The sequence below is a fragment of the Sphingobacterium sp. UBA6320 genome, assembly GCF_002440335.1.
In the GTDB taxonomy this organism is placed as follows: domain Bacteria; phylum Bacteroidota; class Bacteroidia; order Sphingobacteriales; family Sphingobacteriaceae; genus Sphingobacterium.
This window is the reverse complement of the sequence record NZ_DJTA01000017.1, coordinates 89,191-113,825: the sequence shown is the minus strand read 5'-3', so window position 1 is coordinate 113,825 and position 24,635 is coordinate 89,191. Positions and strand designations below refer to the sequence as shown.

Annotated in this window: 24 protein-coding genes and 1 pseudogene; 8 read left to right on the top strand and 17 right to left on the bottom strand. The window is 41.2% G+C overall.

Annotation, left to right across the window (positions count from 1 at the left end):
- Position 1 precedes the first annotated feature (1 nt).
- The 3 genes from B3P23_RS10515 (at position 2) to B3P23_RS10505 (ending at position 3,565) form a co-directional block, all read left to right on the top strand.
- Positions 2–1,384 (top strand): RagB/SusD family nutrient uptake outer membrane protein, encoded by a 1,383-nt coding sequence (locus tag B3P23_RS10515; protein ID WP_094772187.1) that lies wholly within the window; start codon positions 2–4, stop codon positions 1,382–1,384.
- Positions 1,385–1,432: 48 nt separating this feature from the next.
- Complete coding sequence (locus tag B3P23_RS10510) at positions 1,433–2,905, top strand: TlpA disulfide reductase family protein (protein ID WP_281047107.1); 1,473 nt, start codon at positions 1,433–1,435, stop codon at positions 2,903–2,905.
- 330 nt (positions 2,906–3,235) lie between these two features.
- Entirely contained in the window at positions 3,236–3,565 is a 330-nt protein-coding gene (locus tag B3P23_RS10505; RefSeq protein ID WP_293925766.1) for a DUF6122 family protein, read from the top strand.
- A 218-nt stretch (positions 3,566–3,783) separates the two neighbouring features.
- On the opposite strand, the gene ligD is transcribed toward B3P23_RS10505, so the two are convergent.
- The 7 genes and pseudogenes from ligD to B3P23_RS21410 form a co-directional block, all read right to left on the bottom strand.
- The gene (ligD, locus tag B3P23_RS10500) at positions 3,784–6,480 is read right to left on the bottom strand and encodes a DNA ligase D (protein ID WP_293925765.1); all 2,697 of its coding nucleotides are present in this window, start codon (positions 6,478–6,480) and stop codon (positions 3,784–3,786) included.
- 457 nt (positions 6,481–6,937) lie between these two features.
- Positions 6,938–7,162, bottom strand: coding sequence for a hypothetical protein (locus tag B3P23_RS10495; RefSeq protein ID WP_260949434.1), 225 nt, complete (start codon positions 7,160–7,162; stop codon positions 6,938–6,940).
- A 246-nt stretch (positions 7,163–7,408) separates the two neighbouring features.
- Entirely contained in the window at positions 7,409–7,813 is a 405-nt protein-coding gene (locus B3P23_RS10490; protein WP_281047099.1) for a DUF5675 family protein, read from the bottom strand.
- Positions 7,810–8,343 (bottom strand): DUF6266 family protein, encoded by a 534-nt coding sequence (locus B3P23_RS10485; protein WP_281047098.1) that lies wholly within the window; start codon positions 8,341–8,343, stop codon positions 7,810–7,812. The genes B3P23_RS10490 and B3P23_RS10485 overlap by 4 nt, the downstream gene beginning before the upstream one ends.
- Positions 8,344–8,401: 58 nt before the next feature.
- A complete protein-coding gene (locus B3P23_RS10480; protein WP_293925762.1) occupies positions 8,402–9,046 on the bottom strand; it encodes a DUF6266 family protein in 645 nt (214 codons plus the stop codon).
- Positions 9,047–9,620: 574 nt separating this feature from the next.
- Positions 9,621–9,743, bottom strand: a complete 123-nt coding sequence (locus tag B3P23_RS10475) for a hypothetical protein (protein WP_293925760.1) — start codon at positions 9,741–9,743, stop codon at positions 9,621–9,623.
- Positions 9,744–10,209: 466 nt separating this feature from the next.
- Positions 10,210–10,748: pseudogene (locus tag B3P23_RS21410) on the bottom strand (DUF6766 family protein).
- 366 nt (positions 10,749–11,114) lie between these two features.
- On the opposite strand from B3P23_RS21410, the gene B3P23_RS10470 reads away from it, so the two are divergent.
- Positions 11,115–12,122: an SDR family oxidoreductase gene (locus tag B3P23_RS10470; protein WP_414713143.1), complete on the top strand. Its 1,008-nt coding sequence runs from the start codon at positions 11,115–11,117 to the stop codon at positions 12,120–12,122.
- A gap of 518 nt (positions 12,123–12,640) precedes the next feature.
- Here the strand turns inward: B3P23_RS10470 and B3P23_RS10465 are convergent.
- Positions 12,641–13,060: a hypothetical protein gene (locus B3P23_RS10465; RefSeq protein WP_045752126.1), complete on the bottom strand. Its 420-nt coding sequence runs from the start codon at positions 13,058–13,060 to the stop codon at positions 12,641–12,643.
- A gap of 358 nt (positions 13,061–13,418) precedes the next feature.
- Here B3P23_RS10465 and B3P23_RS10460 point away from each other — a divergent pair, with 358 nt between their 5' ends.
- Positions 13,419–14,600 carry a glycosyltransferase gene (locus B3P23_RS10460; protein ID WP_066852649.1) on the top strand — a complete coding sequence of 394 codons (1,182 nt, stop codon included), beginning with the start codon at positions 13,419–13,421 and terminating at the stop codon, positions 14,598–14,600.
- Here B3P23_RS10460 and B3P23_RS10455 read toward each other — a convergent pair.
- From B3P23_RS10455 to B3P23_RS10425, 7 genes are all read right to left on the bottom strand, one after another.
- Complete coding sequence (locus B3P23_RS10455; protein ID WP_293925756.1) at positions 14,570–15,154, bottom strand: class I SAM-dependent DNA methyltransferase; 585 nt, start codon at positions 15,152–15,154, stop codon at positions 14,570–14,572. The genes B3P23_RS10460 and B3P23_RS10455 overlap by 31 nt on opposite strands.
- Entirely contained in the window at positions 15,151–15,879 is a 729-nt protein-coding gene (locus B3P23_RS10450) for a PIG-L deacetylase family protein (RefSeq protein ID WP_293925754.1), read from the bottom strand. The genes B3P23_RS10455 and B3P23_RS10450 overlap by 4 nt, the downstream gene beginning before the upstream one ends.
- Positions 15,860–17,065 carry an acyl-CoA dehydrogenase family protein gene (locus B3P23_RS10445; protein WP_293925753.1) on the bottom strand — a complete coding sequence of 402 codons (1,206 nt, stop codon included), beginning with the start codon at positions 17,063–17,065 and terminating at the stop codon, positions 15,860–15,862. The genes B3P23_RS10450 and B3P23_RS10445 overlap by 20 nt, the downstream gene beginning before the upstream one ends.
- A gap of 58 nt (positions 17,066–17,123) precedes the next feature.
- The gene (locus B3P23_RS10440) at positions 17,124–18,290 is read right to left on the bottom strand and encodes an amine oxidase (protein ID WP_293925751.1); all 1,167 of its coding nucleotides are present in this window, start codon (positions 18,288–18,290) and stop codon (positions 17,124–17,126) included.
- Positions 18,291–18,330: 40 nt separating this feature from the next.
- Entirely contained in the window at positions 18,331–19,437 is a 1,107-nt protein-coding gene (gene glf, locus B3P23_RS10435; RefSeq protein WP_293925749.1) for a UDP-galactopyranose mutase, read from the bottom strand.
- Positions 19,430–20,575 (bottom strand): glycosyltransferase family 1 protein, encoded by a 1,146-nt coding sequence (locus tag B3P23_RS10430; RefSeq protein WP_293925747.1) that lies wholly within the window; start codon positions 20,573–20,575, stop codon positions 19,430–19,432. Before B3P23_RS10430 ends, glf begins: the two co-directional genes overlap by 8 nt.
- Before the next feature lie 823 nt (positions 20,576–21,398).
- A complete protein-coding gene (locus B3P23_RS10425; protein WP_293925745.1) occupies positions 21,399–22,124 on the bottom strand; it encodes a hypothetical protein in 726 nt (241 codons plus the stop codon).
- Between the two features lie 255 nt (positions 22,125–22,379).
- Here B3P23_RS10425 and B3P23_RS10420 point away from each other — a divergent pair, with 255 nt between their 5' ends.
- Complete coding sequence (locus B3P23_RS10420) at positions 22,380–22,592, top strand: hypothetical protein (protein WP_293925743.1); 213 nt, start codon at positions 22,380–22,382, stop codon at positions 22,590–22,592.
- Between the two features lie 24 nt (positions 22,593–22,616).
- Positions 22,617–22,874, top strand: coding sequence for a DUF7218 family protein (locus tag B3P23_RS10415; protein WP_260949416.1), 258 nt, complete (start codon positions 22,617–22,619; stop codon positions 22,872–22,874).
- Positions 22,875–23,018: 144 nt separating this feature from the next.
- Here the strand turns inward: B3P23_RS10415 and B3P23_RS10410 are convergent, their stop codons facing one another.
- A complete protein-coding gene (locus B3P23_RS10410; RefSeq protein ID WP_293925740.1) occupies positions 23,019–23,492 on the bottom strand; it encodes a ferritin-like domain-containing protein in 474 nt (157 codons plus the stop codon).
- A 127-nt stretch (positions 23,493–23,619) separates the two neighbouring features.
- Positions 23,620–23,823 (bottom strand): hypothetical protein, encoded by a 204-nt coding sequence (locus tag B3P23_RS10405; RefSeq protein WP_045755969.1) that lies wholly within the window; start codon positions 23,821–23,823, stop codon positions 23,620–23,622.
- Positions 23,824–24,072: 249 nt separating this feature from the next.
- Here B3P23_RS10405 and B3P23_RS10400 point away from each other — a divergent pair, with 249 nt between their 5' ends.
- Positions 24,073–24,567: a hypothetical protein gene (locus tag B3P23_RS10400; protein ID WP_248753613.1), complete on the top strand. Its 495-nt coding sequence runs from the start codon at positions 24,073–24,075 to the stop codon at positions 24,565–24,567.
- Positions 24,568–24,635 lie beyond the last annotated feature (68 nt).

Sequence of the window (24,635 nt, the reverse complement as noted above, 5' to 3'; positions counted from 1 at the left end):
AATGAAATTAAACAATAAAATCATCATATCGCTGATCCTGACCAATGGAGCACTTTTATTTAGTTCTTGCGAAAAATTTGTGGATCTTGGTGCTCCACCGACTCAAGTTATCACTGGAGATGCGTTTGCATCGGATGCATCCGCAAACAGTGTGATCCGTGGATTGTATAGCACAGTATTAAATATTAACTTGTCTGGCACGACGACATTCTTTACTGGAATAGCGGCAGACGATCTTCAATATAATGCGACAGATGCCGGTATAACAGAGTTTGCAAGTAACAATATCTTAAATACAAACAATAATGTCGCTAACCTGTGGTATAATAGTTATCAATTGATCAAGAATACCAACAATGCCATCTCAGGCTTGGATGCATCCAATTCCCTCACGCCACTTATAAAAGATCAGCTGATAGGTGAAGCTAAATTTTTTCGAGCTTATGCTTATTTCTATCTTGTGAATTTATATGGTGATGTCCCTTTACAATTGCGGAATGACCTCTATGCATTTGAAGATGCTTCTCTACCACGGGCAAGTAAACAGCAGGTCTATGATCAGATCGTCAGTGACCTCAAAGATGCAGAGAGTAAAATGCAGACCAACTATGATGCAACTGCCAGTCCAAGAGGACGGGCCAATAAAGCTGCCGCCAGCGCCCTATTGGCTAGAGTATATTTATATCAAAAAGACTATCAAAATGCCGAATTGTATGCAACCAAAGTATTGCAGTCATCTGATTATGGTATGCCTGCTCCAGACAAAAACTTCCAAAACACGAGCAACGAAGTTATCCTTCAGTTGGGAAATCTGACGGGTGTCACAACTTTCGGAGCAAACTATATTACGGCGGCGACTGCTGTCCCAGGTTATACGCTTCCCGATGCAGTATACAACAGTTTCGAGTCATCATCCACAACTGATCTAAGAAAAATAAATTGGACAAGTCTTAAAACCATTTCAGGTAAAAACTACTATGCCATCACGAAGTATAAAGTAGCTTCTGGAACAGGTGCAGAATATCATATCATGCTACGGTTGGCAGAACAGTACCTGATACGCGCGGAAGCTAGATGCAAACTCAATAATCTTAGCGGTGCACGATCTGACATTGATGCTGTGCGTACTCGTGCCGGATTAACGGCTATCCCTAGTGGCAGTAACGAAACACAATTATTGACCGCGATAGAAACAGAGCGACTTCATGAATTTTTTGGCGAGTATGGTCATCGCTGGCTTGATCTTAAACGGACTGAACGTGCCACTGCAGTGCTTTCACCCGTTAAAGCAAACTGGCAATCTACAGATGTGCTTTTTCCAATTCCACAGGCTCAAATTCTGATCAACACTAAACTGACGCAAAATCCTGGATACGAAAACTAAATTATTACCAATAACAGTAAATTATTACCAATAACAGATCATTAAAAAATGAAAACAACAATCTTAACCATTGCCTTGACTTTTGCCCTAGCTAATGCTATGGCACAAAAGGCATCGGGGGACAAATTTCAAAAATATCTCCCTATAATAGAAAAAGGCAGCACAGCTCAAAAAGATTCGCTTACAAATGTACTTTTAACCGAAATTAAGGGCTATAAAACAGAGCAAGAGTTCCGCACAACAATCAATATCCTACGATCATTGGGAAAGGAAGAGCAACAGGCTTCGGTAGAAGCTATTGCGAAGAAAAAGTATCCTAAGGGATCACTGACCCGCGATGCTTTTATCACCAATGTTTTTTACAACGCACCTACTGTCCAAGAGAAGGAAAAAGCTTATCATGATCTGAACAAGAAGTGGCCAGCCAAAAACTTCAGCGAAGAACTTTTGACCTATGATTATGTTCTAGCCAATTTAGCACAGGGATTTGCAAATGATGGAAATGCTCCTAAAGCTATCCATTACCTTGGCGAAATGAAAGAAAAATTTTGGCGTGGCAATGGATATCTGCCCGTAGGTCAGATATTATTATCGGCAGGAGATACAGCAACTGCAGCACCGCTCCTAAAAACTGCTATGGATGACAGTTATTATTACCTAAGCCTGCCCGAGGATCAGAAAGACAATAAAGCAAGATTCGCTTCTATGGGATATGCCAGCTCTATGTCTGCTTATGTCAATATCTTAGTAGCTCAAAAAAAATATAACGATGCACTTGGATACATAGAAAATGCACTAAAAGCGGCTCCTGAACAAGCTGACGGATTAGCAATGGTTTACTATAAATCGTTGATGGGAACAGGACGGAAACTGGAGGCGTATAATATCTTGACGAAATTATATACTAAAGGACAATTTGCTGTTGAGAATGATCTTAAAAAACTCTACTTGGAATTGAACGGGTCTGCTCAGGGTTACGAAAATTTCAATGCATCATTAAAAGAAACGTTAACACAGAATATACGTGACCATATTAAAGAAATGGAGACCTTCAAACCTGCTCCGAATTTTGAGTTGCTCAATTTAAAAGGTGAAAAAGTGTCGCTGGCCAGTTTAAAAGGAAAAGTTGTCGTCCTTGATTTCTGGGCGACTTGGTGTCAGCCTTGCGTGCGCTCATTTCCGGGTATGAAAGCTGCGCAGGAATCATATGCAAATGATAAAGATGTTCAATTCCTGTTTATGAATACTTGGGAACGCGACAAAAATTATAAAGAAAATGTGTTGGCTTTTATAACAAAAAATAATTATCCTTTTGAAGTTCTTTTTGATGATCAAAAAGATCCTCAAACTGGTGAGGTAATGGCTGCTAAATTTGGTGTGAAAGGTATTCCTGCTAAATTTATTATCGATAAGGAGGGAAATATTCGGTATTTCTTAACCGGATCTACTCCGAATGTTGACTATATAAAACTAGAAATGAAGGAGTTGATCGAAGCGGCAAAGAAGCCCTATAAAGGTTAAAAAATATGGAAATTAAAATAGCAAGAAAATTTTCTTCCACACCATGTTGTGGTTGTGTTAGTTTTACATGTTAAAAAAGTATCCCAAATTTTCATTTTATAACAAAAGCCAGCTTTTTTACTTAAAGCTGGCTTTTTTCATTTTGAAAATATGAGAATCTAATACTATGAAGTGATAGATAAACATCTTCTACCTGACTGCTTATCCTATCCATTTGGTACAAATCGATAAATTTATCCAGATTTAAGTCAGTTTCTGCGGCTGGATGCTATATTTGCATTAAGTAAAGCGTTTATAAAGCCCAGCGTTCATTTAATATTTTGTTTATCCATGGATCTTGACAGATTACAGTACTTACAACCGCTTGTTCATTACAGCTTACATTTTTTAGTCCCAGGATTATTGGCTTATCTGTTTTTTAGAGAACAATGGAAACGCGCCTGGTTGATTATGATCGGTACGATGCTCGTGGATCTGGATCATTTGTTAGCGACACCGATCTTCGACCCTGGGCGTTGTAGCATAGGCTATCATCCACTTCACTCCTATTATGCCATTGCAGTATACTTCGTGTTACTTTTTTTTCCAAAAACGCGCATTATTGCTGTCGGATTACTCTTCCATATGTTGACCGATTGGCAAGATTGTCAATGGCATTAACCCAAGTTGTTTCTTTCGCCTGCTATTGGTCTCCATCAGTCTCAAGCGTACGATAGGATGCTACGCAAAAAGTGCATAGCGCGGTAGCAATCCTTCTATGATCTAGGAGATGCCAAATAGCCTTTTTAGGACGAGCCAGCGGTTATCCAATAGACCTAAAAATGGTTTATAAAAACAATGGACGGGATCCCACCATTGCCTTTTCGTACGGTTGCAAGCTACTTTTTGCTGTAGTCGTCGATGATCTTTTTGAGATCAATGCCTTTACCCAAAACTGGTTTAAAGATGTCGCCTTCACTTTCAAGTCGTTCCAATGCATTAAAAATGGTGAAATCGCTCATTTTTAAGCCTTTTTTAACTTCGTCCCAATGCAGGGGCATCGAAACGGTGGCACCAGGTTTGGGCCGTACCGAGTACGCAGCAGCAATGGTAGCATGCGGTCTGTTCTGCAGAAAATCCAGGTACATCTTCCCTTTGCGGTCCTTGATGGTACGTTCCAACGTCGTATAGTCTGGAAGCTGTCGATTGATGAGCGTCACGATGACGCGGGCAAATTCTTTGGACTGTTCATACGTATATTTATTATTCAAAGGAATATAGATATGCAGACCGGTAGAGCCGCTTGTTTTGCAGTAGCAGGGTACATGCATGCTATCCAGTATTTCTTTGGTCACCTGTGCCGTCTCGATCACCTGATCAAATGAATTATTACCGGGGTCAAGGTCGATAATACAAAAGGTCGGATGGTCCGGTTTTTTGACCGTACTGCTCCAGGGATTCATTTCGATACAACCTAGATTGGCCATATACAGCAAGGTCGCCTCATCCTTCCCGACGAGGTACTGCTTGTCTTTGTCATCCGTTTCGCTTGTATATAAGTAGGTTTCTGCCCAATCAGGAGCACTATCGGTTACATTTTTAAAATAAAATCCCTCCCCTGTTATACCGTCGGGAAAACGGTTCATGCTCTGCGGTCTATCTTTTAAATAGGGCAATATATAGGGGGCCACCTGATGGTAGTAATTGATCAGGTCACGTTTTGCAATGTTCTCTTTAGGCCAAAAAATCTTATCGAGGTTGGTGAACTTGAGTTCATGTTTGTTGATTTTTTTGACCTGTGTTTGATCCTTCGGATTCAGTAAAGTCTTTTTCATTTTTCCTGGAGCTATGGTTATTTGATCATCCGATCCGTCGACAACCTGACGGGTCGATAACTCTTTTTCCAATACGATGCTTTTGGGGTCCTTGTCTTCCCGTAAACCGAGAAATGAAGGATGACGCATCACAGCATCTGCTGTCATTTCTGTAAAGCTCACTTCGCAGATGAGCTGTGGTCTCAGCCACGTAACATCCGCATGCGGCGGATCTGGACGAAACCGCGAAGCTTTATTGACATCGGGCTTTGTACTAAAGGGAGAAGTTTTGCGGGTCAGCTTTTTAAATTTTTCGAGCAGCTCCAGTTGCAGTTTGTCACTAAAACCGGTGCCCACCTTGCCCGTGTAGACCAGGTCTTTGTCTTGGTAGACACCGACGAGGAGGCTACTGAATGCTTTACTGGAACCTTCATTTTTAGTGAAACCGCCGATTAAGACCTCCTGACGTTGGTTGGCTTTAATTTTCAACCAGTCTTTTGTTCTGGTATGGCTATGATAAAGGCTATCCATGCGTTTTGCCATAATCCCTTCCAATCCCATCTTTTTTGCCGATTCCAAAAATTTAATGCCTGAAGTGTAAAACGGAGTGCTCAATCTGATAAGATCACTTTCGGGCAAAATCTCTTCGAGTATCCCCTTTCTTTCGGACAGGGCCAGGTGTGTGAGGTCCTTGCCGTTGTACCATAAGATATCAAAAACATAATACAATAATTCTCCATCTGCTTCACTTCGCCAGTTCTGCAGGGCACCAAAATTGGCATGGCCCTCTTTTCCTACGACAACGACTTCACCATCTAAAACCGCGTCGAGCTTCATGGACTTTAGGGCTTGGTAGATGGGATAAAATTTTTCATTAAAGCTCTTATCATTGCGTGATTTGATCTCGACCTCTTCACCTTTCAGAAATGAAACGGCCCTATAGCCATCCCATTTTACTTCGTACAGCCACCCATCATGGTCAAAAGGCTCGTCCGTAAGTGTCGCAAGCATCGGTTCTACGCGCTTATAAAATGCTTGTTTAGGAGCCTTTTTCAGTAGTTTCGCTACATCGACATCCGTTCGCTCCGTTTCTCCAGCATCTGCGATCTGCTCGTCGATACGGGCAGCTGCTTTTTTCTTTCCAGCAGGTTTGTCCTTTGCCGTACTACCTTTTTTGATGATTTTCTTGCCATAGACGTGATCAGGGGACTTCTCCATCTGGGCAATACTTTTTTTAGAAATAACCGACTTGTCTTTTAGCGTGATATCTTTCTTACTGGCGTACTTATCCTTCAGTTTCATGAAGAGCCAGCTGTTTTCAGATTTCCCGTAAGCTTTCACCAGAGCAAATTCGCCTTTGAGCTTTTTACCGTTGAGTTTAAATTTCAATTTGCCGGCTTTTAACTGCTTTAGCAGTTCTTTTTCTTGTTTTTTGAGGTCTCCCGCTACCGGTTCAGCAGGTTCGTAAGTCCCTTCATCCCAAACAATCACCGTACCACCCCCATATTGTCCTTTTGGGATGATGCCTTCAAACGTTCGGTAATCATAAGGGTGATCTTCGACCATCATGGCCAGTCGCTTGATATCCGGATCGAGCGATGGACCTTTCGGAACAGCCCAACTTTTGAGTACTCCCTCCATTTCCAGCCGAAAATCATAGTGCAAGTGGGAAGCATCATGTTTCTGGACTACGAACCGTAATTCCTGACCCGAAGATTGACCTCCAAAGGGTTCGGTCGTTTTATCCTGCGCTCGTTTTTCTCGGTATTTATCTAAAGCCATTGTTCAAGAGATTTAAGTTCAAAATGAAGATGCCCTATTCGTCTATTTTTTATCATGGACTGAAAAAAAGCTTGTCCGGACATGGATGTGCACATGTCCTGAAGACCATCTCCAGTATAACAAACTGACCACAAGAAAGTTCGAAAATGACAGATAACAATTGCATCCCAGCTATAAAATGATATCGAGAAACATCGCTTGTCAAAGCGAACAACTTAGGAAAGTGGTCTATGATAAGCATCCACAATCTGATCCGGAAAAACGAATAAGCTTATGCATGACACAACATAAGCCTATTCTTTCTTGCTATTTACGCCTCCATTTTCCCAATAGCCTACTGGTCAGATAGCTTACGGCCGTACCGACCACGGCCATAAGTGCCGTCTGCAAGAGGTCACCAAAAGAAAAGCTCGCGTAGATGGAACACAGCGTGCCACCGAGCGTCCCGATCCGGATATCATTCCCTTTCATCGGGCACCTCCTTTTCTTTTTGCGCGGTGCCCTTCTCCGTTGGCGGAGACTCCTCCGCTTCCTTTTTGTCTGGATCGTCCAACACCGTTTCCACCACACCAAGCCCCAGTGCGATATATTTGAACATCTGTAAGGCCTTACCAGGCCATTTAATCGGCGCAAGCAGGACCACCTGCAGCGCACGGTTTATTTTTGTTATTATTTTTTTCATGTTTTGAATGTTAGTCAGAAGCTAGAAAGTGAAGGAGTTAGTAGGTTAGAAAGTCACTCCGTCACTTGATCACTCGTTACTTGATCACTTATTACTCCGTTACTTGGTCACATATTACTCCGTTACTTGATCACTTATTACTCCGTTACTTGATCACTCGTTACTTGGTTACTTGTTACTCCGTCACTTGATCACTCCGTCACTTGATCACTCGTTACCTGGTCACTTGATCACTTCGTTACTCTGTCACTTAATCACCAAATACACCTCCTCACCTTTTTCCCAAAAAGCATAGACCAGCGCCTTGAGTTTGGCCAGCGCTTGACCGCTTGCATGTCCTTTTCCTTCACCCGTGAGGGTCGTGACGGGAGCGATACAGCCCAGCAGTTCTTTTTGCGCATCATTTGCAGCATGGATCAAAATCGCCTCCCGCCCCAGCACATGCGGAATACCGATCTGCTCCCCATGTTTGGGGTAGCGCCGTTTTTGCAATCGATATTGACCCGTCGGGATGCAGCTGATCCGAGGAATATTATTGCGATCTGGCAGTTCGATCGTATGGCAGATCAGCTCACCGCGATACGTCAAAGTTCCATTTGTTCCATTTGCCCCATAAATCCGTTGGAGCAGCAGGATATGTTTTGTTTTCATGCTGTTGAATAACCTAAATATTGCGAACGTGCATATTTTTGTCCCGTACGTTCTGCCACCATCAGATAGAGGTGCAGGCCATCATCCTGAAATTCTTTTCGCAAGGGTAAGATGACTTTACCCTCCCGCCTCCTCCAGGTCAGCTCATTGAGAAAAGCATACCCTTTTTCTACCTGATAGGCACAGAGCGTCAGGTAATCATCGGCGGCACTATATGCGGCAGGAAACCAGCAATGTGTCACTTCAATCCGATCGGGGTAACGGTGTATGTGGTCAACCTGCACATCAGCCACGGTACCCGTGCTCAGTAGCACTTTGGATGGATCCACCTGCGGCTCACCATCCACAATGTGGATCGCCGTACGCAGCAGATGGCCCAGCGCGAGCGCTGATGCAAATGATTTTTTTCGTTTAGCCTTTTCAGCATAGCCTTTCTCGACCAAGTCCTTCAGCGGAACCAGGTAGGCAATCCCCGCTTTAAATGCAGCCCTTGCACGCTCTTGTGCAGGACTGCCTATTTTTTTAGCCATATCTATTGATCTTTTGAAATCAGGGGGCAAGCCAGATCGGCCTGACCCCATAGGTGCATTAGTCGAGCTGTACCTCTCCCAGATACACACTTTTGGATACTCTGGTTTTCGACCGGTTGGACAAGAAAATCCAGGTGTGAACCGAACCTGTCTGCAGATGATCCGAAACGATAAAGTTGATTTCCCCATTGGCACGCGTCCCCGGATTCGGAGTCGACATAAACTCATCTTTTTCCGGATGGTAAGCCAATACGTACACCAGGTCGTCGCCATAGGTCTTGAAGTTGTCGCTGACACCCGTATCCCAGGTGAAGCTGAGCTCACCTGCGGTGTACAGCACACCGAGCGTCCCTGCACCATACAGCGTACCATCGGAGATGCTGACCTTGGCATAGTCGAGTTCAAAGTTGGGATAAGTGCCTCTGATCGCCTTTTTGAGATTAAACTGAAAAGCCGCATTGATCGGCGTTACTTTTTCCATATTTTTACGACCGAACCCGATCTGCAAAAAGACATTGATCGGCAGTAGAAAACGCATCAATGTTTTGAATTTTTCCTGCTGCACCATCTGCTGTTGCGACGAGGGCTTGGATCTTTTTTTATAAAGACCCTTGATGTAGTTGATACTTTTCCAGCTACTCCCGATTACGGAGCCGGCTTTACCCTTAAAGCCACCATTTGCTCCATGTACAATTGTTCCCATATTTTTTTAATTCAAGTCAAGGTTTTTTTTATACCGGTATCATCCATTGACATAACAAACATAAGACGCATTAAATCAGGAATCAATAGCAATAAGTTGAAAGACCGAGCCTTGACCGATCGGCATCGTGTTTTTGACCGATGACCGACTGCATGCGACAGAAAATAAATTGAAAACAGGAAATTTTTGCATTAAGAGATCTATCAACAGCCCATCAATAGCAGACCAATTTCTGCCTATTGCCCAGCTGGCTACGAGTGCGCTTCGAGTCCGCTTCGAGCTGGCTTCGACTTTTCATGCGGTTGAGTCGAAGGAGCCTCGAAGCCCGGTCGAAGCGCACTGAAGAAAAGGTAGAAGTTGGTTAGAAGAAAGTCAGAAGAAAACTATAAAAACAGGAGAACACCCCCCATTTCCAGTTCCACAAAAAATCGTCTCTCTAGGTGCGAGAGACGATGGATCACAGACGCTGCATGCAGCTCAGTATACAAAGAGTTGGAGCCTTATCCGCGATAATGCTGACGCAGCCGCTCGACATCCGCATCGCAGTAGCAGCGTTTGTTGCGGCTGCGTTTAGCTACACAAACATGGGTTCATCTTCCATGAGGTCGAAGACGGTGTAGCCCGCGATCCAGATGTCATCCAGCGTTTGCATGTCGTTTTCCATCATTTTCAATTTTAAGTTAAACCTTCTATTCATTTATCAGCTGATATCCAAAAATGCAGAAGATTTTGATCAATAGCGATTTGGGGCAAATATGATCCATTAGCCACGTTGAATGGTTAAAACCAGCAGAAGGTGTAGGTCAAATAACCATTCATCCCTCCTATTGGTCATTCGTCCCTCCTATAGGTTAGTTTTCCCTGAATAGCCCTTTATAACAAATCTTTTTATATCTTACAGGTCTTTTTTAGCCAGAACACCATTATAAAATTAAGCCATGAGAAAAAGTAAAGAAGAGCTTTTAGCCAGTTTTTTAAAGACCTCCATAGAAAAGGGGTATCTGCCATACCCGAATTGACGGATGCATCTGAAGGGATCCACTTTTTGAAAGGCGAGTACCTGACCTACAAATGGGGAAAACTTGACCTCATTGCCGGAAGATATATTTAGAAAATATGAAATGACACGTCCCGTATGCTATGCCATTAGCCGATTTTGTGCCTTATTTATCTCTTTCCAGATGCCCGGGAGCCACGGGCTTGGATTCAAAAGAACCTTTTTGACGGAGAAAAATAGTTAAAATTACAATTGTTGCAACAGATAGAAATTCACTTTGCCAATTTTGAAATGTTTCAAACCAAAAAAGAGGTTCTTTCAGAAAATCAATTAAAGTTTTTGCAGGTTCATTTTTAAGGAGTTGCTCTTGATTATAATCAATAAACTGCCGTGTAAATTTCCTGCCCAACTGATCAGAAATAACAATATAAAAGAAATGGCTAGAGAATTTTGGTTAATCGACAATCTCCAGCCTCCGCATTTTACAGCATCGGGCTTTGCGAGGTCTGGGTCTACTTCTTCGTGTTTTTCGATATATTTTGACTGGGCATAACCAATCTGCCTGAGCTAAACAGTAAGTATAACATATAAGGCCATCTGTAAAAATTCGCTTTGAAAATTTATAAAAGTTGTTGAAAAAAAATGCCCACTAGTAAGATAAACACCTATTTTAATTTCCTCGTTGAATTGCTGTAGCTTCAACATTAGATTGAGCTGCTATGAAAAAATCTTATGATCACTTCTCTAATTGCTAAAGTCATTCTAGATCTTTTTTGTCCTAAAAAATATAAAAATTAGTTTTAATTGTGTCGTGTATTGATTTTAACTTTTTTACTGTAATAGTTTTAGGAATTCCTGATTGCGTCAATACCTGATTGCGTCAATAAAGGTATATAAATCGCGAAAAACCAGTATTTTACCTGACAACTTTCAAGCCTTTCCACATGTTTATTAATGGAATAAACAAAATTAATTGGATACAAAACCGCTACTTAAAGCGCTTTCATACAATTATTCTCAATATTGTGCTGAACGTTTGAAACGTCCAATTTGCAAATAAAATTTAGTGCTATGATAAATGAAGAAAACAAAATCAGTAGACGTAAAGTAATCGGCGGTATCGGAGCTGGTATTGCCACATTAGCAGTTACACCGTTAATGGGAAATGAGAGTTCGTCCACAAAGCAAAAACTTGGATACGATATGGAAGATCCAAGAATGAAGTTTCCCAAACCTCCATTTAAAGAACAATCTCAGCCATGGCCAGGACTTGCCAGTCAAATGAATCCAAGGCCTGACCATGGAGAAACTTCCTATCGCGGCTCAGGCAGACTAAACGGACGTAAAGCATTAATCACAGGTGGCGACTCAGGAATGGGAAGAGCTGCTGCAATTGCTTACGCTCGAGAAGGTGCAGATGTAGCCATTAATTATTTACCTGCTGAAGAAGCTGATGCTAAAGAAGTGATTGCGCTGATTAAAAAAGAAGGCCGCAAAGCATTGGCAATACCAGGTGATCTCCGGGATGAAAATTTTTGTAAAAAATTGATTACCGAAGCCGTAGCTGGACTCGGTGGGCTCGATATTCTTGTCAACAATGCAGGTCGACAACAAACTAGGCCATCCATTCTTGATATCAGCTCGGAGGATTTTGATGCGACAATGAAAACTAATATTTATGCTCCTTTCTGGCTTACTAAAGCAGCTCTACCACATCTGAAGGCAGGATCTTCCATTATTGCTACCACCTCAGTTCAAGCGACAGACCCTTCTCCAGATTTATTCGATTATGCACAAACAAAAGCTGCAAATACAAGTTTTGTACGTTCTTTGGCAAAACAGCTGGGATCTAAAGGAATCCGTGTCAATGGTGTTGCTCCAGGCCCAATATGGACCGCCTTACAGGTTAGTGGCGGGGCAACAATGGAAAAACTTGTCAATTTCGGTAGCGACACCCCACTTGAACGACCTGGACAACCTGCAGAATTGGCCTCAATATATGTACAACTTGCAGCCAATGACGCAAGTTATGCCACAGGACAAATTTATGGATCTGCCGGTGGTGGAGGTCAACCATAACGTAGCATTTTGAAGTCAGGTATGAGTCGAAAAAAATAGTGGCACTAAAAATATGAAATTAGGTTAATAAACCTCTAAATAAGTAGGTGCTGTAGGTTTTGAACCAGAACGTACTTTTATGGAAAAATAAGGTTATCCTTAAACCTGAACTATATTTGTTAAACATAGTTATAAAAAAAGAAGTGAGTATCTGAGTATTTCAATGGGACTGAAAAGTGATCATGACAGTGTAATACAAACTATGTTAATTGTTCAATTACCGCGCCTTCGGGCGGTAATTGAACATTTTTATTACTGTAAATCTAACACCATTCTTCCCGGAAACCGAATCGCTAATTTTTGCGCCTTTATTGCCCAATTGTCCATGCCTTCGTTCATTTCTTTGTAATATTTTTTATGCTATATAAATCAGCGTCGTATCCGAACCGAATAACCCATTGGCGTTGGATACTTTACGGATCTGGCAGTGGAACTCGTCGATCGTATTGGTCATATAGATCAATTTATAAAAGGATTTTCTAGGTCCCGTATACTCTAAATTTACGTTGATTCCACCGTCTTATGAATACCTTGCCATTTTCAAATCTGTAGAAAGAGGTCTCCCGCTCTTTTTCATAAGGTCTAATAAGTGTAAAGCACTCCCCTTCTGGCAACTCCATAATCTCATGTATGGTGCCTGCTGCCACAAAATGTGAAGTTCCTTCTTTTCGATGATGCATCGACGTCGTATAAGTTCCGTCTGCATGAATTTCATAAATCCGTTCCACGTAACTCCCTTTTAAGATATGGGTCGTGAAACTGAATGGATGATCATGAATGTGCTCGTGTTGATCTTTTTCGCTGAAATGGTGAATCACCGCATCGAAAGGCAAACCCTTCAAGTGGTGCTTCATAAATACCGCATTCATTTTTTCACGTTTGGTCTTAATATGAATCATGTTTTCTAATTTATATTTTTATTAGCGCTCAATACGGGCAAGTAAACATCGGACTGCTCACTACCTGCTTTTTTTGTACGCCCACTCTCATTTAAACTGATGTATAAAAATAACGAAAAAATAGCAGTTACAATTGTCCATTGGTTTTTATTCTATAACTTCAATTGATAAAATATGATGGCAATTCCTACCTGTCGTCGATCATACCAATTTTATCAAATGGATATGAACGAATTGGTATTTGAATTGTATTTATTTGTAAGTTCTCGGTTTTCTGAAGAGACGCAAGCGAAATCTTTCAGGTAGTGGATAATGCGTTATGTATTAAAAGATCTAAATGCGTACTGAAAAATAAAATATGATGAAAAATCCCGCACAACATGATACTTTTTTCTCTCGATCAGCAATCTCGCCGAGCGTAAAATTCAGTATCGTTATTCCAGTGAAGAACGAGGAAACCTATATTTGGAATACACTCTCCTCTTTTGCTGTACAGGTTGATCGATCGGGTAATCCGCTTGACCCAGATGTATTTGAAGTATTAGTTTTGGCCAATAATTGTACGGACCGCTCCGTCAACTACATTAAAGATTTTCAACATGACCATCCACACCTTCATATTCATTTGCAGGAGGTGATATTAGAACCGAGCGAAGCCAATATCGGCTACATCCGCAGAAAACTGATGGAATGCGCTTATGCCCGACTATCTCAAAATGGTGGCGGTATCCTGCTAACGACAGATGCTGATACGACGGTAGCCTCAGACTGGATTGCACAGACAAACTGGGAAATAGAGCAGGGAGCTGAGGTCGTCGGAGGAAGAATATTACTTGCTGATGATGAGCTAGAAGGCCTGGACGAATTTACACGTTTACATCATTTTAAAGACGAAAAATATCACCTCCTAATTGCTGAGCTAGAGGCGAAAATCATCGATCCTGCTGTTGACCCTGTACCCAGACATCATCAACATTTCAATGGTAGTTTTGCGATTACCACAGATTGCTACGCTCGATCAGGAGGTGTTCCCATCGTTGACCAACTGGAGGACTGCGCATTTTTTGAACGATTAGAAAGCGTAGATGCCAAAATTAGACATAGTCATCTAGTCCAGGTCCATACATCGGCTAGATGCATCGGTCGGGCCGAAATTGGTCTTTCCTACCAATTGAATGCCTGGAAGAACTTAGGAAACCAAGTAGAAGAATATTTTGTAGAGTCGTGTACATCCATTGTCCACAGGCTCCATCGGAAGAAAAACCTGCTCCACGTGTGGGAACTAAAAGACCGGCCCGAATTTGACTTCTATCTAGAGATGACCAAAATAATTCCGGAAGTGGCCATCGATAGTGACTTAATGACCACTTTTAAGAACAGCCGATATTTTGGAACATGGTATGGAACAATCATGCAACTCGGACAGATCCAAGATCAACAGGAATTTCCGGCAGTCCATATCGATACAGCAATAACAGATTTACAGGCCAAACTGGAGGAATACGCCCATCAAGATCTAGCCCAGACATCAATGCGATAATTTTCTGCTCTGTTGGAAAAAACAGATTTCATTTTGTCCCGCATCAATTGCTCAAAACGATCATGTACTTCATCCCCTGTTTGAGGATAATCGGGTACTTCAGGGAGCCAATGGACAAGAACAATATGACCTCCAGATACCAATCTTTCATACAAAGCACCTATAGCAGCTTTCCAATCTGCTGCTGACAAATAATAGGCAACTTCTGAGACCATAATTAAATTAAATTGATCTGCTGGTAATTCCTTTGGAAAACTTGCTTTTTTAAACGTTACATTCCTGACGTGTTCGCATCGTCTATTGGCAATATCCAACGCTTTTTGCGAAACATCTATAGCCAGTAAATAGGTACATCTTTGCGCGAGAAGCCGCGTAAGAACGCCGATCGAACACCCCACCTCTAAAACTCGCTCCTCCTGTTTATTCGGAAGAGCTGCGATCGTTGCCGCATACTTTGCAGCCTCATAGGCGCTGGTTTCAAAATTCCAGGGATCTTCGCTCCTATCATAGATATCCTTAAAGTAATCCAAATTTAAAGATTTTTTTTCCCTCATGATTTTGATATAAAAAATGTTTCATACGGTACAGCAAATCGACTCAGCATATTTGGTGAAAGTCTAAATCCCTCTGGATCGTCACTGATCAGATCCGTGATTTGAGAACGATGCTGTGCTATCGCTTCTTGTTTCTGATGCAGCACCTGGCTAATATTTAAACGAAAAGGTATGGACTCCTCCTGTGTTGGCTCATCTCCCGCGACACCTAATTCTTCCAGCCAAATCGGATATTCATATATTTTTGCGACAGCAGTATCAGCAGCCTCTATGATCTGAAAAGCAGCGCGGTGATCAGGATGTGGATCTCTCCGCCATGGAACAAATATACTTTGCGGTTGTACGATCGCTAGCAGTTTCGCGATATTTTGTACTGCTCCATCAAATCCTTCACTATGGATCGTAGGCACATTTCTGTCTGGATATCGACAAAAAATAATATTTTCCGGTGGTACTCTAAGGATTTCCGCTGCATCTAGCAATTCTTTCTCCCGCAAATCTCGCAGTTTTTCAAGAGGATAGGCTTTGCTGTTTGGATGTGACCGTGTTCCATCGCTCAACAGGACGATATATACCCTCTGCCCATATTTGCGCAATAGGGAGATTACTCCCCCACATCCTAAGCTTTCATCATCGGCATGTGGAGCAACAATCAGCGTGGTGCCAAATCCTGTGACGCACTGTTCGGGCGCCAGTGGGATATGATTATACTTTTCTTGATTCATTATTTTTCTTTTTATAAATACTTAGATTCCACATTTCGTCGGCAGCAACACCATTGTGTAAGATATATTCGCCAACTTCTGCCAATACGGTATCAGGAGCGGGTTGCCGCAGATAAGTACTGAGATCACGGATGATTCTTTCAAAATGATAGGGCTTGTTGAGTCCGCGGGCACCGACACATTTTTGACAAAGATTCATGATATCGATGCAGATCTGCTCGATAGCGGTTCGCATCATGTTGACATATATCATCAATTTCTTTTCCTCAGCTTTGGTCGAATTTTTCATATAATGATCCATTCTACCGGCTGCAGCCTTCAACCATAGATTTCCTGACTCGACCAAAATGGCCATTTGACCCAATCGTGTATTTTGAAAAGGGTCCTTTATCCTGTTTAAACGGATCAGGTAGGTTCTTGTTTCATCTAATAACCGTTCAGCTGCTCCCAACTGTACAGCCGCAAAGCGTACCGATCCACTGCTAAAACCAGGTTGTTGATAATATTGGCCTGCTGATCCCAACATATTTATTTTGGCAATAGACGATTTGACAAATGTCATTTTAAAACTTCTGCTGGCCTTCATTCCCATAGGGTTCCACCAGTTCGCATCACTGATGATATGTACCTCCTCCATGGGGACGACACACATGTGCCAAGATCCATCTTTTTTTGCAGCCGTGACGATGGGCCGGGTAACATAATCAGTGCCTGTGGCAAAAGTTTTAGAACCCGTTAAATGGTACGTGCCTTTTTTGTTTTTTGATAAGACGGTACCGTCCTCAGCTTGCGTATTCCACACAGCAAAAAGCCTGCCCCTTAAGGCGTCTGCGGCAAAGCGCTTTTTTTGTTTTTCACTGCCAAATTGATGGATTAACAGCTGTGCATTGATATGTCCTTCCAGCACCCTTCCCATCACTAAGTTACCTCTGCCTATATGTTTCAAAATGGTCAGCATTGCTAGATTAGTACCCGGTACCAGTCCTACATCCTGACCACCATATCTTTCTGAAACACTTGCCATCAAAAGCTTGGCAGATGTGAGTTGGGCCAAAGTTTTTTCGGCAAAAGAATAGACATCGTCCGTTTCTGCCGCTTCCACCAATGCTGATTCTCCAATAACTTGCGCAGCAAGTATTAATGCGGCTAAATTGGATCTCTTGTTTTTATGTTGATGATTTTTCAAACGCTAAATAATTCATGAATAGGATTAATGATGGTTATGACAGTTGACTGTTGCTCCTTTAGAGCGAACTGACTTTAGACTTAAAAAGTAAATAATCAGTATCTGTTAATGCCTGAAAGGTATTGACGTGTTTTTTAAAATTTAAAATTGCGCTGATCGTCCTGATATCAGGTACTCGTGTCAGAGTGTTGGTATCAAAAATATCATAGATTCCGCTGTGATGCCAATATGCTAAATCATCCCAATCCGGACGATCAACAATGGGATAAAAACAGCAACCCCAAAGCGACACTCCTGACTGTAAAATAGCCATACATGCTGTTGTAATGGCATGAACCCATTTCGCACGGTCTTCTCCAGGATGGCTTGTTTCAGAAATGACAAGTGGTCGTCCATACCGGATAAAGACTGTTTCCATGAGCGACTGCAGGGATCGAAAGTAGGGATGAGCCGGCTCTTCGGCCCAAGGTAAGATCTCATGCGTCTCGTTGATCCACTGATTATTATAATAATAGTTGACACCTATGATATCGAGATATTCAGGCTTCCCCCTCAGTTCCGGACACAGCGCACCAGATAGCATATCATGCACCTGGAATTGTTCCTGATGTCTTTTTTCAGCTTCAACCACTGATAACAGATTTTCAGGATCGTTGGTGACGATACTGATTAATGGCTCCGTAATCATGATCCTTATGGAGGCATCCACTCCTTTCATCCTTTCGATGCCTTCTATATAGGCTTTCATCAGGGCATATTTGACCTCCCAACCCTGCCCGGTACAGTACGGAGATGTGCCTCTCACATCTCCTCCCAACCAGGAAAGAAAACTGACTTCGTTAATGGGCGTGACGATTAAAACACCTTCTGGCACCAGACTTCTATATTTGATGACAAACTCGCGACACAAATGGCTAAATCTTCGAGCAAACATCGGATGCAGGGGTGTCAGGTCATCCGGAAAACCAAAGTGACAGATATCCCAGATGACCTGAACTTTTTTAGCCTGAGCAATTGTGATCATCCGCTCTACTTCTGACCAATCGTACTGATAAGGCTGATATTCAACATGACTCCATCTGATACCTTCACGAATCGTTTGGATATCGAGGCCAACTAGCGCATCATAATCTTCCTCGAGGTAGCGATCGTGCCCAGATGCCTGAAATAAATCTACCCGGTTTCCAAATGCATTGAGGTGATCCGCGCATTCAAAACCTCCCATCAGAAAACTATTAAAAGGGCTCTGATGGGAGGCTGAAAAATCATGACTGAACATAGACTTCCTGATTTTTAATTTTTCGAAAAAGTACCAGTGACTGCGCGACTACCTGATCCATATTATAGTACTTATAAGTCCCCAGGCGACCTGTAAAATATACATTTGGATGCTCCTCTGAAAGCTTCTTGTATAGGTTATAAATCTCCTGATTTTGCTTTCTCGGAATCGGATAATAGGGATCACCTTCGGCCGTCGGATATTCGTATACAATGGTGGTTTTCGGATTCTTTTGTCCTGTGAGGTATTTAAACTCTGTTATTCTCGTAAAGAGATTGGATGTTGGGTAATTGATGGTTCCCGTTTCCTGATATACTTCCTGATCTAATGTTTCAAATTTAAAATCGATGGAACGGTAGGGCAGTTGACCATAGCAATAATCGAAATACGAATCGATTGGTCCTGTATAGATCATTTGCCTAAAAGGAATAAGGTCCATAATATCCTTATAATCGGTCTGTAGCATGATGCTGATATTCCGATGCGACAGCATCTTCTTGAACATTTCCGTATAACCATTTTTCGGCATGGCCTGAAAGCTATCTGTAAAATAGCGGTCATCTTTGTTGGTTCGTGTGGGTACCCGTGCGGTTACGGAAGCATCAAGCTCCGAAGGATCGAGATCCCACTGTTTCTTGGTATATCCTTTAAAAAATTTCTCATATAACTCTTTCCCGACAACATTAACCACGACATCTTCCGAAGTCAGGATCGGATTTCTTTTTTCAGCTTTTGATGCCAGAAAATCAGTCACCTCGTCGGAAGTTAGATTTTTACCGTACAACTCATTTATGGTCGTCAAATTAATGGGAATAGGAACCAGTAAACCGTCTACACTACCTAAAACTCGGTGCTCATATGGGCGCCATTCGGTAAACCTACTCAGATATCGAAATACCTCCTCCGAATTGGTATGGAAGATATGAGGTCCATATTTGTGAATAAGTATCCCCTCTTCATTGTAATAATCATAGGCATTCCCCGCAATATGATCACGTTTGTCCACGATTAATACCTTGTTTCCTTCTTCAGCAAGACGCTCCGCTAAAACCGCTCCGGCAAAACCGCAGCCTACAATTAAAAAATCATACATGATCGATCTCCTTTTGTACATTTGTCACCTGATTAGTGCTTATTTTTACTTGATTACTTCTTCTTACTTGATTGATGAGTGCATTCATTTTAGCATAAGTGTGATCCCAAGATTCATTTTCAAGAAAACGATCTACTTTATTCAACCACTGCTCTTTTTCGTTACTAGCCAAGATTTTTTCAGCTTCTGTCATAAATACCTTGGAACTGTCCACGATCTGCACCAATCCTGCACTCCCATATGGATGAACAACATCTTTTATTGCCGTTGAGATCACAGGTTTTCCCGCTGCTAGATACTCTGGTGTTTTGGTAGGGCTTATAAATTCCGTAGATTCATTTAAAGCAAATAAAATCAACGCCATATCCCAATGCGCAATATATGCAGGTAATTCCGTGTAATTTTTTGGACCTAAATAATGAATATTGGCTGCTCTTGGTAAATCATTGGGATCGATTTTGACAACAGGTCCTATAATCACAAACTGCCAATCGGGACGTTGTACCGAAACTTCACGCAGCAGTTCAATGTCAAACCGCTCATCGACAACACCAAAAAATCCCAATCTCGGAAATCCGATCGATTTCTGATCTTCAGGTTCCTGCTGAATGCCCCTAGCCTGGCCAAAATGTTGCTTATCAATACTGCTGGGCATCGGATGAATATTATGATGTCTATGTTTCTTTGCCTGAAACAGAGAGTGACCACCGGTGAAAACGACATCTGCTTTTTGAAATAATTCATTTTCCAATTCCAAAAGTTGCGGCGGAGCAAATCTGAAAGCTGAAAGCTCATCCATGGAATCGTATATTACCATTTCAGGTTTCAACTCTCGGGTAAACTGAAGTGCCATTGGTGTATAGTACCAACTGATATACTGCTGGATATGATAATCTTTTAATACTTGATGGATGAGCGCTTGGATCCGACTGTCAGTCGTTTCGTCATGACTGGTGATCAGCAACTCCACAATACAAACATGGTCCTGTGCATGTACCACATATAGATCGGCATGCCCAATCTTGGGTTCTTCAAAATAAAACACCCGGTAGTCCTGAGCAAATCGAGTCAGGAGGTGTTGCGGTCGCTGATAAACGAAATTCCAGGACAAATGACTAAAACATAATAAGTTATGCATATTTAAATGTGATTTAATCGTTAACAATCTAGGGATACAGATCCAGTCGAATAGGAGAAATACAGCCTATGGAGATCAAGTAGATCCTTTCTATAAATTGATATTTTTAAAAAATTAATAAAAAAGCCTGTTAAGCTTAAATGAAATGACTGGTTTACACCAGTTGAATGGGCTGCTCAGTTGTTGGCCCTTCAACTGTCGCTATAGGTAATAACCATGTTGGATCCTCCTTTTACAATGAAATAATAACTGCTAACACCCTTTGGCTATTGGCATTTCGTGTAGGGTTGAAATATGAAATTTTATATGATTTCAACCTGTACTTTTAGTCCGCTCCTGATTTTGCTTTTTTTTCTTTTATCATGTGCTATGCTCTCCTATTTTTTTGATTTTTTATTGGCTTTTGCAAGTACTGTTGCGGCACCGCTCGAACACATTGCTATTAAGACAATCGATCATGCTAAATGGTTCGGTATGGTTGCTGAAATATTTAGTTTTAAAAAAAAATATGCGATCTGAGACTTAAGGTGCTGAAATATTAAACTTATTTTTAACCATAATTGTATGATTTGGTAATCAAACGAAAATCCTTAAATGCGCAACAGGGTATGGCACCCTATCTTCATACCACAGCAGATACCATTCTTTTATACCCCACTATAAAGGGAAGCTAAAGAGTTGACTCGGGAATCATCTAGTGGGCACTTGTGATTTATTTCATAGTACTAAAGGATCTGAAAGAACCTTTGCTTTCACTTACTGTTAATGATGTTAGAGATATTGTGCTTAAATAAAGCATATTAAACATATTTACAATAAGCCTTTACATGATTCTAGAATCTATCCAAAAAAGATCACGTAGGAGTAGTACTTCCTGAACACTTATTACATTATAGATCATTTCATCTGCATGATCAAGACATTCCCATCGATGGTGATGTTCCTTTACAGCCAATACTTTAAGGATTGCATCCTGGTCGCAGATCCATATATCTGACTCTACTACAGTGACCTGCCTCCTTTCGAACCACTGTTGAGCCTGCTTGGCATCTAAACACATTAGAGACTCCGTCAAAACTTCCATATCTTTCATTTCATAAGAAACATGTTCCTGATAGTACATTTGAACATATTTGAAATAGATTTCATGGTCCCCCGTTCTTAATGCATGATTACGGATCAGTACGCGCTGAGGATCGAAAGAAAAATCGTAAATTTCTGGATTGGTCGTAAAATGATAACGGAGATCGTACAGCTTGCACTTTTGCTGCAAACGCTGAGCATGATCATCTTCTATCAAAACATCTCCTGAAAGTTGATTATCTTCCAAAAGATTCAAAGCCTGATCAATGATCAAAACAGCTGGTTTTTTGAGGTCAATATTGCTCCCGTTATATTTCAATTGTAAAAGATATTCTTGTACGTTGCGGATGCGAAGAGGTTGCCAAGTTGGATTTGACATGTTAATAGCATCGTAGGTGGTCAACAAATTATATCCTTTGCATTTAAGGTCTACTAGTAGGGATCGGGATAAGCTGGTAAATTGCATAACAATAGGGATTAAATCAATACAAAATATACTTTGTAGTATTTTATTATCATTAGAACAAATGTTACCTATAAGTGGTTTACTCTCTCGTGGATTTCCTACATCATTATTTCCCTTGACTCATCAGCATGATCAACTTTATAAAGAGTTATTTGTTATATCAATAGAACTGAATTGGCAGATGATCGAAGTTCACGAATGACAGGAATTTACTCATCTGAGATTTTATTTGTTTGATCATTAAAAAGAGAAATTATGCCCTGGTACAACAATGACTATCCACCGTCCTATAAAAATCAGCCCGTCCATATACGGGATAAAGCTGTAGAAATTGCGAATGCCCTATTGCAGGAAGGCAACGATGAGGGAACGGCTATCGCTATAGGTCTAAAGCTTGCTCGCGAGCATTTTGCAAAAAAGGAAGAGGAAAATAATATCGCGAAAATAAAAGATGATCATACTATCTGATCATCTCTACTATAAACTTTAAAAATGGAAACCATGCCTAAAGATCACGGAAAACAAATCAAAGACGATGCACAGTATGAGGCATTACGTCAGAAAGGAATGAGCAAGGAAAAGTCCGCTCGCATTGCCAACTCACCGAAGGCTAGCAAAAAAGGTGGCAAGGCGAGTGATTTAGATTCGAGAACAAAATCAGAACTGCTTGCCGAAGCAAAAAAAATAGGCATCACCGGAAGGCATGCCATGAAAAAAGAAGAACTGATCAAGGCGATCAGAAATCATTAATTTAGCCCAACAACATGCTACGTAAATGTAGTCAACCACTTAAAAAACAAAAAGAAAGGGGAAAAATTCCCCTTTTTTACGATTAACCTAATTTGAATATAGAGCGAAATTTATTCCTGGTCCACTAAATTCTAAATAATAGCACTAATCAGATGTTAATATCGCATCTCTTAGTGCTTTAACCTCATCATGAGCAACCAATTGACGGCTCAACTGATCTCCTATTAAATGTTGAACAGGGACAGACAATGATTCTCGATCCTCCGCTAATATTTTCTTGTACATATCTCTAAAGGCATCTTCCCCTTTTTCACAACTTTCTAGTAAACTTTTACGATCGTTTCCAGCGACGCTTACTTTTATATTCATCCACAATCTAAACAGCTTACCGCTCAGCATGGTGCTGTCTGTAGGCTCCTCTCCCTCTCGTATCACATGAGGTGTGAGTTCAGTGATAAATCGCTCCGATTGGAGGATATATTTTGCAAATATTCCACCTAGATCGTCTATATGCATACTATGCGCGAGATCTAAAGCTGTTCTATATCCAGCTATTCGATCATTATTAATTTTTATCAAATCGTTGATCATTTCCGGATCATTTACTTTACTGTCCATAACTGCTCTTTTAAAATATGATTAAATTAAAAATATGATTACCTGTTTATAGGTCATACAACTCACCTAAATAAATCGTTCAGACTCGGACCGATTTCCCGTATTTGTAATTTACGTATGGTAGAGCCTATTTTTTGACCTGTTCTCTTGGAAAGGTATCCGGCTCAGGCATATCGTTCAATTGTTCGTTTTGCGGATCAACACCAGCCTCGCCATCACCTTCTTGTTTCTTATGTCTCTTATCCACAACTGAAGTAATGGTTTTCTTTTTCTTCGGCTGTTTATCTTCATCGATTAGACCGACTTTTGCATTTTCATTTTTTGTTGCCATGATCGTATTGATTAAGTGTAACTTATCATATAACGTGTCGGCAGGTCAAAAGTTTGTATTTTCTAAACCGTATAAAATACCTAAAATAAAAACAGAATACTTGTTCTGTCCCTATAATATCTATTTAAACGTACTTGATGGAGGTCTCCATCGATCAAAGCACTAGTACATAAACTTTTCTTGTCCCAGATGTGTTCTTTGCATGACAAGATCATCAATAGAGTCATTTAAATGATAAATCAAATGAGTATGGATCAGACTTACGCCTATGTACACGAACTGTTAAACCGTCAGATGGCGCTACGGGCCAAAATTGAAGCAAGTCCACTTGCAGGAGATATCCAGTTTGAATACGGTAAAGATTACTATCAGGAAGAAACCCGATCGATGGGACTGCGCATGATCCGAGATGGATTAGAAAAGGAAGGTGAAAAACTGATCTTGGATTTTGTTACGGAACATTATCCTGGAAATGAAGAGCGTGAAAAGAATTGGATCGGTAAGATGATGCATGAACTCGAAGCCATCACGCCGACTCTCATTGAGAATCTCTTGGCAGATGGCTATCGTGCGCTACAGAGCAATGTTGAACTGCCCAATGAAAATGCCCTATTCTGCCCTATTGAAGACCTAAATCGCGATACGAAACGGCTATTATTTATGGATAGCACGATTTTAGTTGATCTGCAACAAGCTGATGCATTTGAAAATCTAGCAGGCTGGGTCTATTATCCGGCCAAGTAAGTATCGTGTTTCTACGTAGAAAAACAAAAAATACAATGGTTAAAATAAAAGTCAACCTAAGGTTGTTA

Excerpts from the sequence above, each read along its gene's own strand:
- B3P23_RS10515 (WP_094772187.1), top strand. The coding sequence starts at position 2 with ATGAAATTAAACAATAAAATCATCATATCGCTGATCCTGACCAATGGA.
- B3P23_RS10510 (WP_281047107.1), top strand. The coding sequence starts at position 1,433 with ATGAAAACAACAATCTTAACCATTGCCTTGACTTTTGCCCTAGCTAAT.
- B3P23_RS10505 (WP_293925766.1), top strand. The coding sequence starts at position 3,236 with ATGGATCTTGACAGATTACAGTACTTACAACCGCTTGTTCATTACAGC.
- ligD (WP_293925765.1), bottom strand. The coding sequence starts at position 6,480 with ATGGCTTTAGATAAATACCGAGAAAAACGAGCGCAGGATAAAACGACC.
- B3P23_RS10495 (WP_260949434.1), bottom strand. The coding sequence starts at position 7,162 with ATGAAAAAAATAATAACAAAAATAAACCGTGCGCTGCAGGTGGTCCTG.
- B3P23_RS10490 (WP_281047099.1), bottom strand. The coding sequence starts at position 7,813 with ATGAAAACAAAACATATCCTGCTGCTCCAACGGATTTATGGGGCAAAT.
- B3P23_RS10485 (WP_281047098.1), bottom strand. The coding sequence starts at position 8,343 with ATGGCTAAAAAAATAGGCAGTCCTGCACAAGAGCGTGCAAGGGCTGCA.
- B3P23_RS10480 (WP_293925762.1), bottom strand. The coding sequence starts at position 9,046 with ATGGGAACAATTGTACATGGAGCAAATGGTGGCTTTAAGGGTAAAGCC.
- B3P23_RS10475 (WP_293925760.1), bottom strand. The coding sequence starts at position 9,743 with ATGAATAGAAGGTTTAACTTAAAATTGAAAATGATGGAAAACGACATG.
- B3P23_RS10470 (WP_414713143.1), top strand. The coding sequence starts at position 11,115 with ATGATAAATGAAGAAAACAAAATCAGTAGACGTAAAGTAATCGGCGGT.
- B3P23_RS10465 (WP_045752126.1), bottom strand. The coding sequence starts at position 13,060 with ATGATTCATATTAAGACCAAACGTGAAAAAATGAATGCGGTATTTATG.
- B3P23_RS10460 (WP_066852649.1), top strand. The coding sequence starts at position 13,419 with ATGATGAAAAATCCCGCACAACATGATACTTTTTTCTCTCGATCAGCA.
- B3P23_RS10455 (WP_293925756.1), bottom strand. The coding sequence starts at position 15,154 with ATGAGGGAAAAAAAATCTTTAAATTTGGATTACTTTAAGGATATCTAT.
- B3P23_RS10450 (WP_293925754.1), bottom strand. The coding sequence starts at position 15,879 with ATGAATCAAGAAAAGTATAATCATATCCCACTGGCGCCCGAACAGTGC.
- B3P23_RS10440 (WP_293925751.1), bottom strand. The coding sequence starts at position 18,290 with ATGGGAGGTTTTGAATGCGCGGATCACCTCAATGCATTTGGAAACCGG.
- glf (WP_293925749.1), bottom strand. The coding sequence starts at position 19,437 with ATGTATGATTTTTTAATTGTAGGCTGCGGTTTTGCCGGAGCGGTTTTA.
- B3P23_RS10430 (WP_293925747.1), bottom strand. The coding sequence starts at position 20,575 with ATGCATAACTTATTATGTTTTAGTCATTTGTCCTGGAATTTCGTTTAT.
- B3P23_RS10425 (WP_293925745.1), bottom strand. The coding sequence starts at position 22,124 with ATGCAATTTACCAGCTTATCCCGATCCCTACTAGTAGACCTTAAATGC.
- B3P23_RS10420 (WP_293925743.1), top strand. The coding sequence starts at position 22,380 with ATGCCCTGGTACAACAATGACTATCCACCGTCCTATAAAAATCAGCCC.
- B3P23_RS10415 (WP_260949416.1), top strand. The coding sequence starts at position 22,617 with ATGGAAACCATGCCTAAAGATCACGGAAAACAAATCAAAGACGATGCA.
- B3P23_RS10410 (WP_293925740.1), bottom strand. The coding sequence starts at position 23,492 with ATGGACAGTAAAGTAAATGATCCGGAAATGATCAACGATTTGATAAAA.
- B3P23_RS10405 (WP_045755969.1), bottom strand. The coding sequence starts at position 23,823 with ATGGCAACAAAAAATGAAAATGCAAAAGTCGGTCTAATCGATGAAGAT.
- B3P23_RS10400 (WP_248753613.1), top strand. The coding sequence starts at position 24,073 with ATGGATCAGACTTACGCCTATGTACACGAACTGTTAAACCGTCAGATG.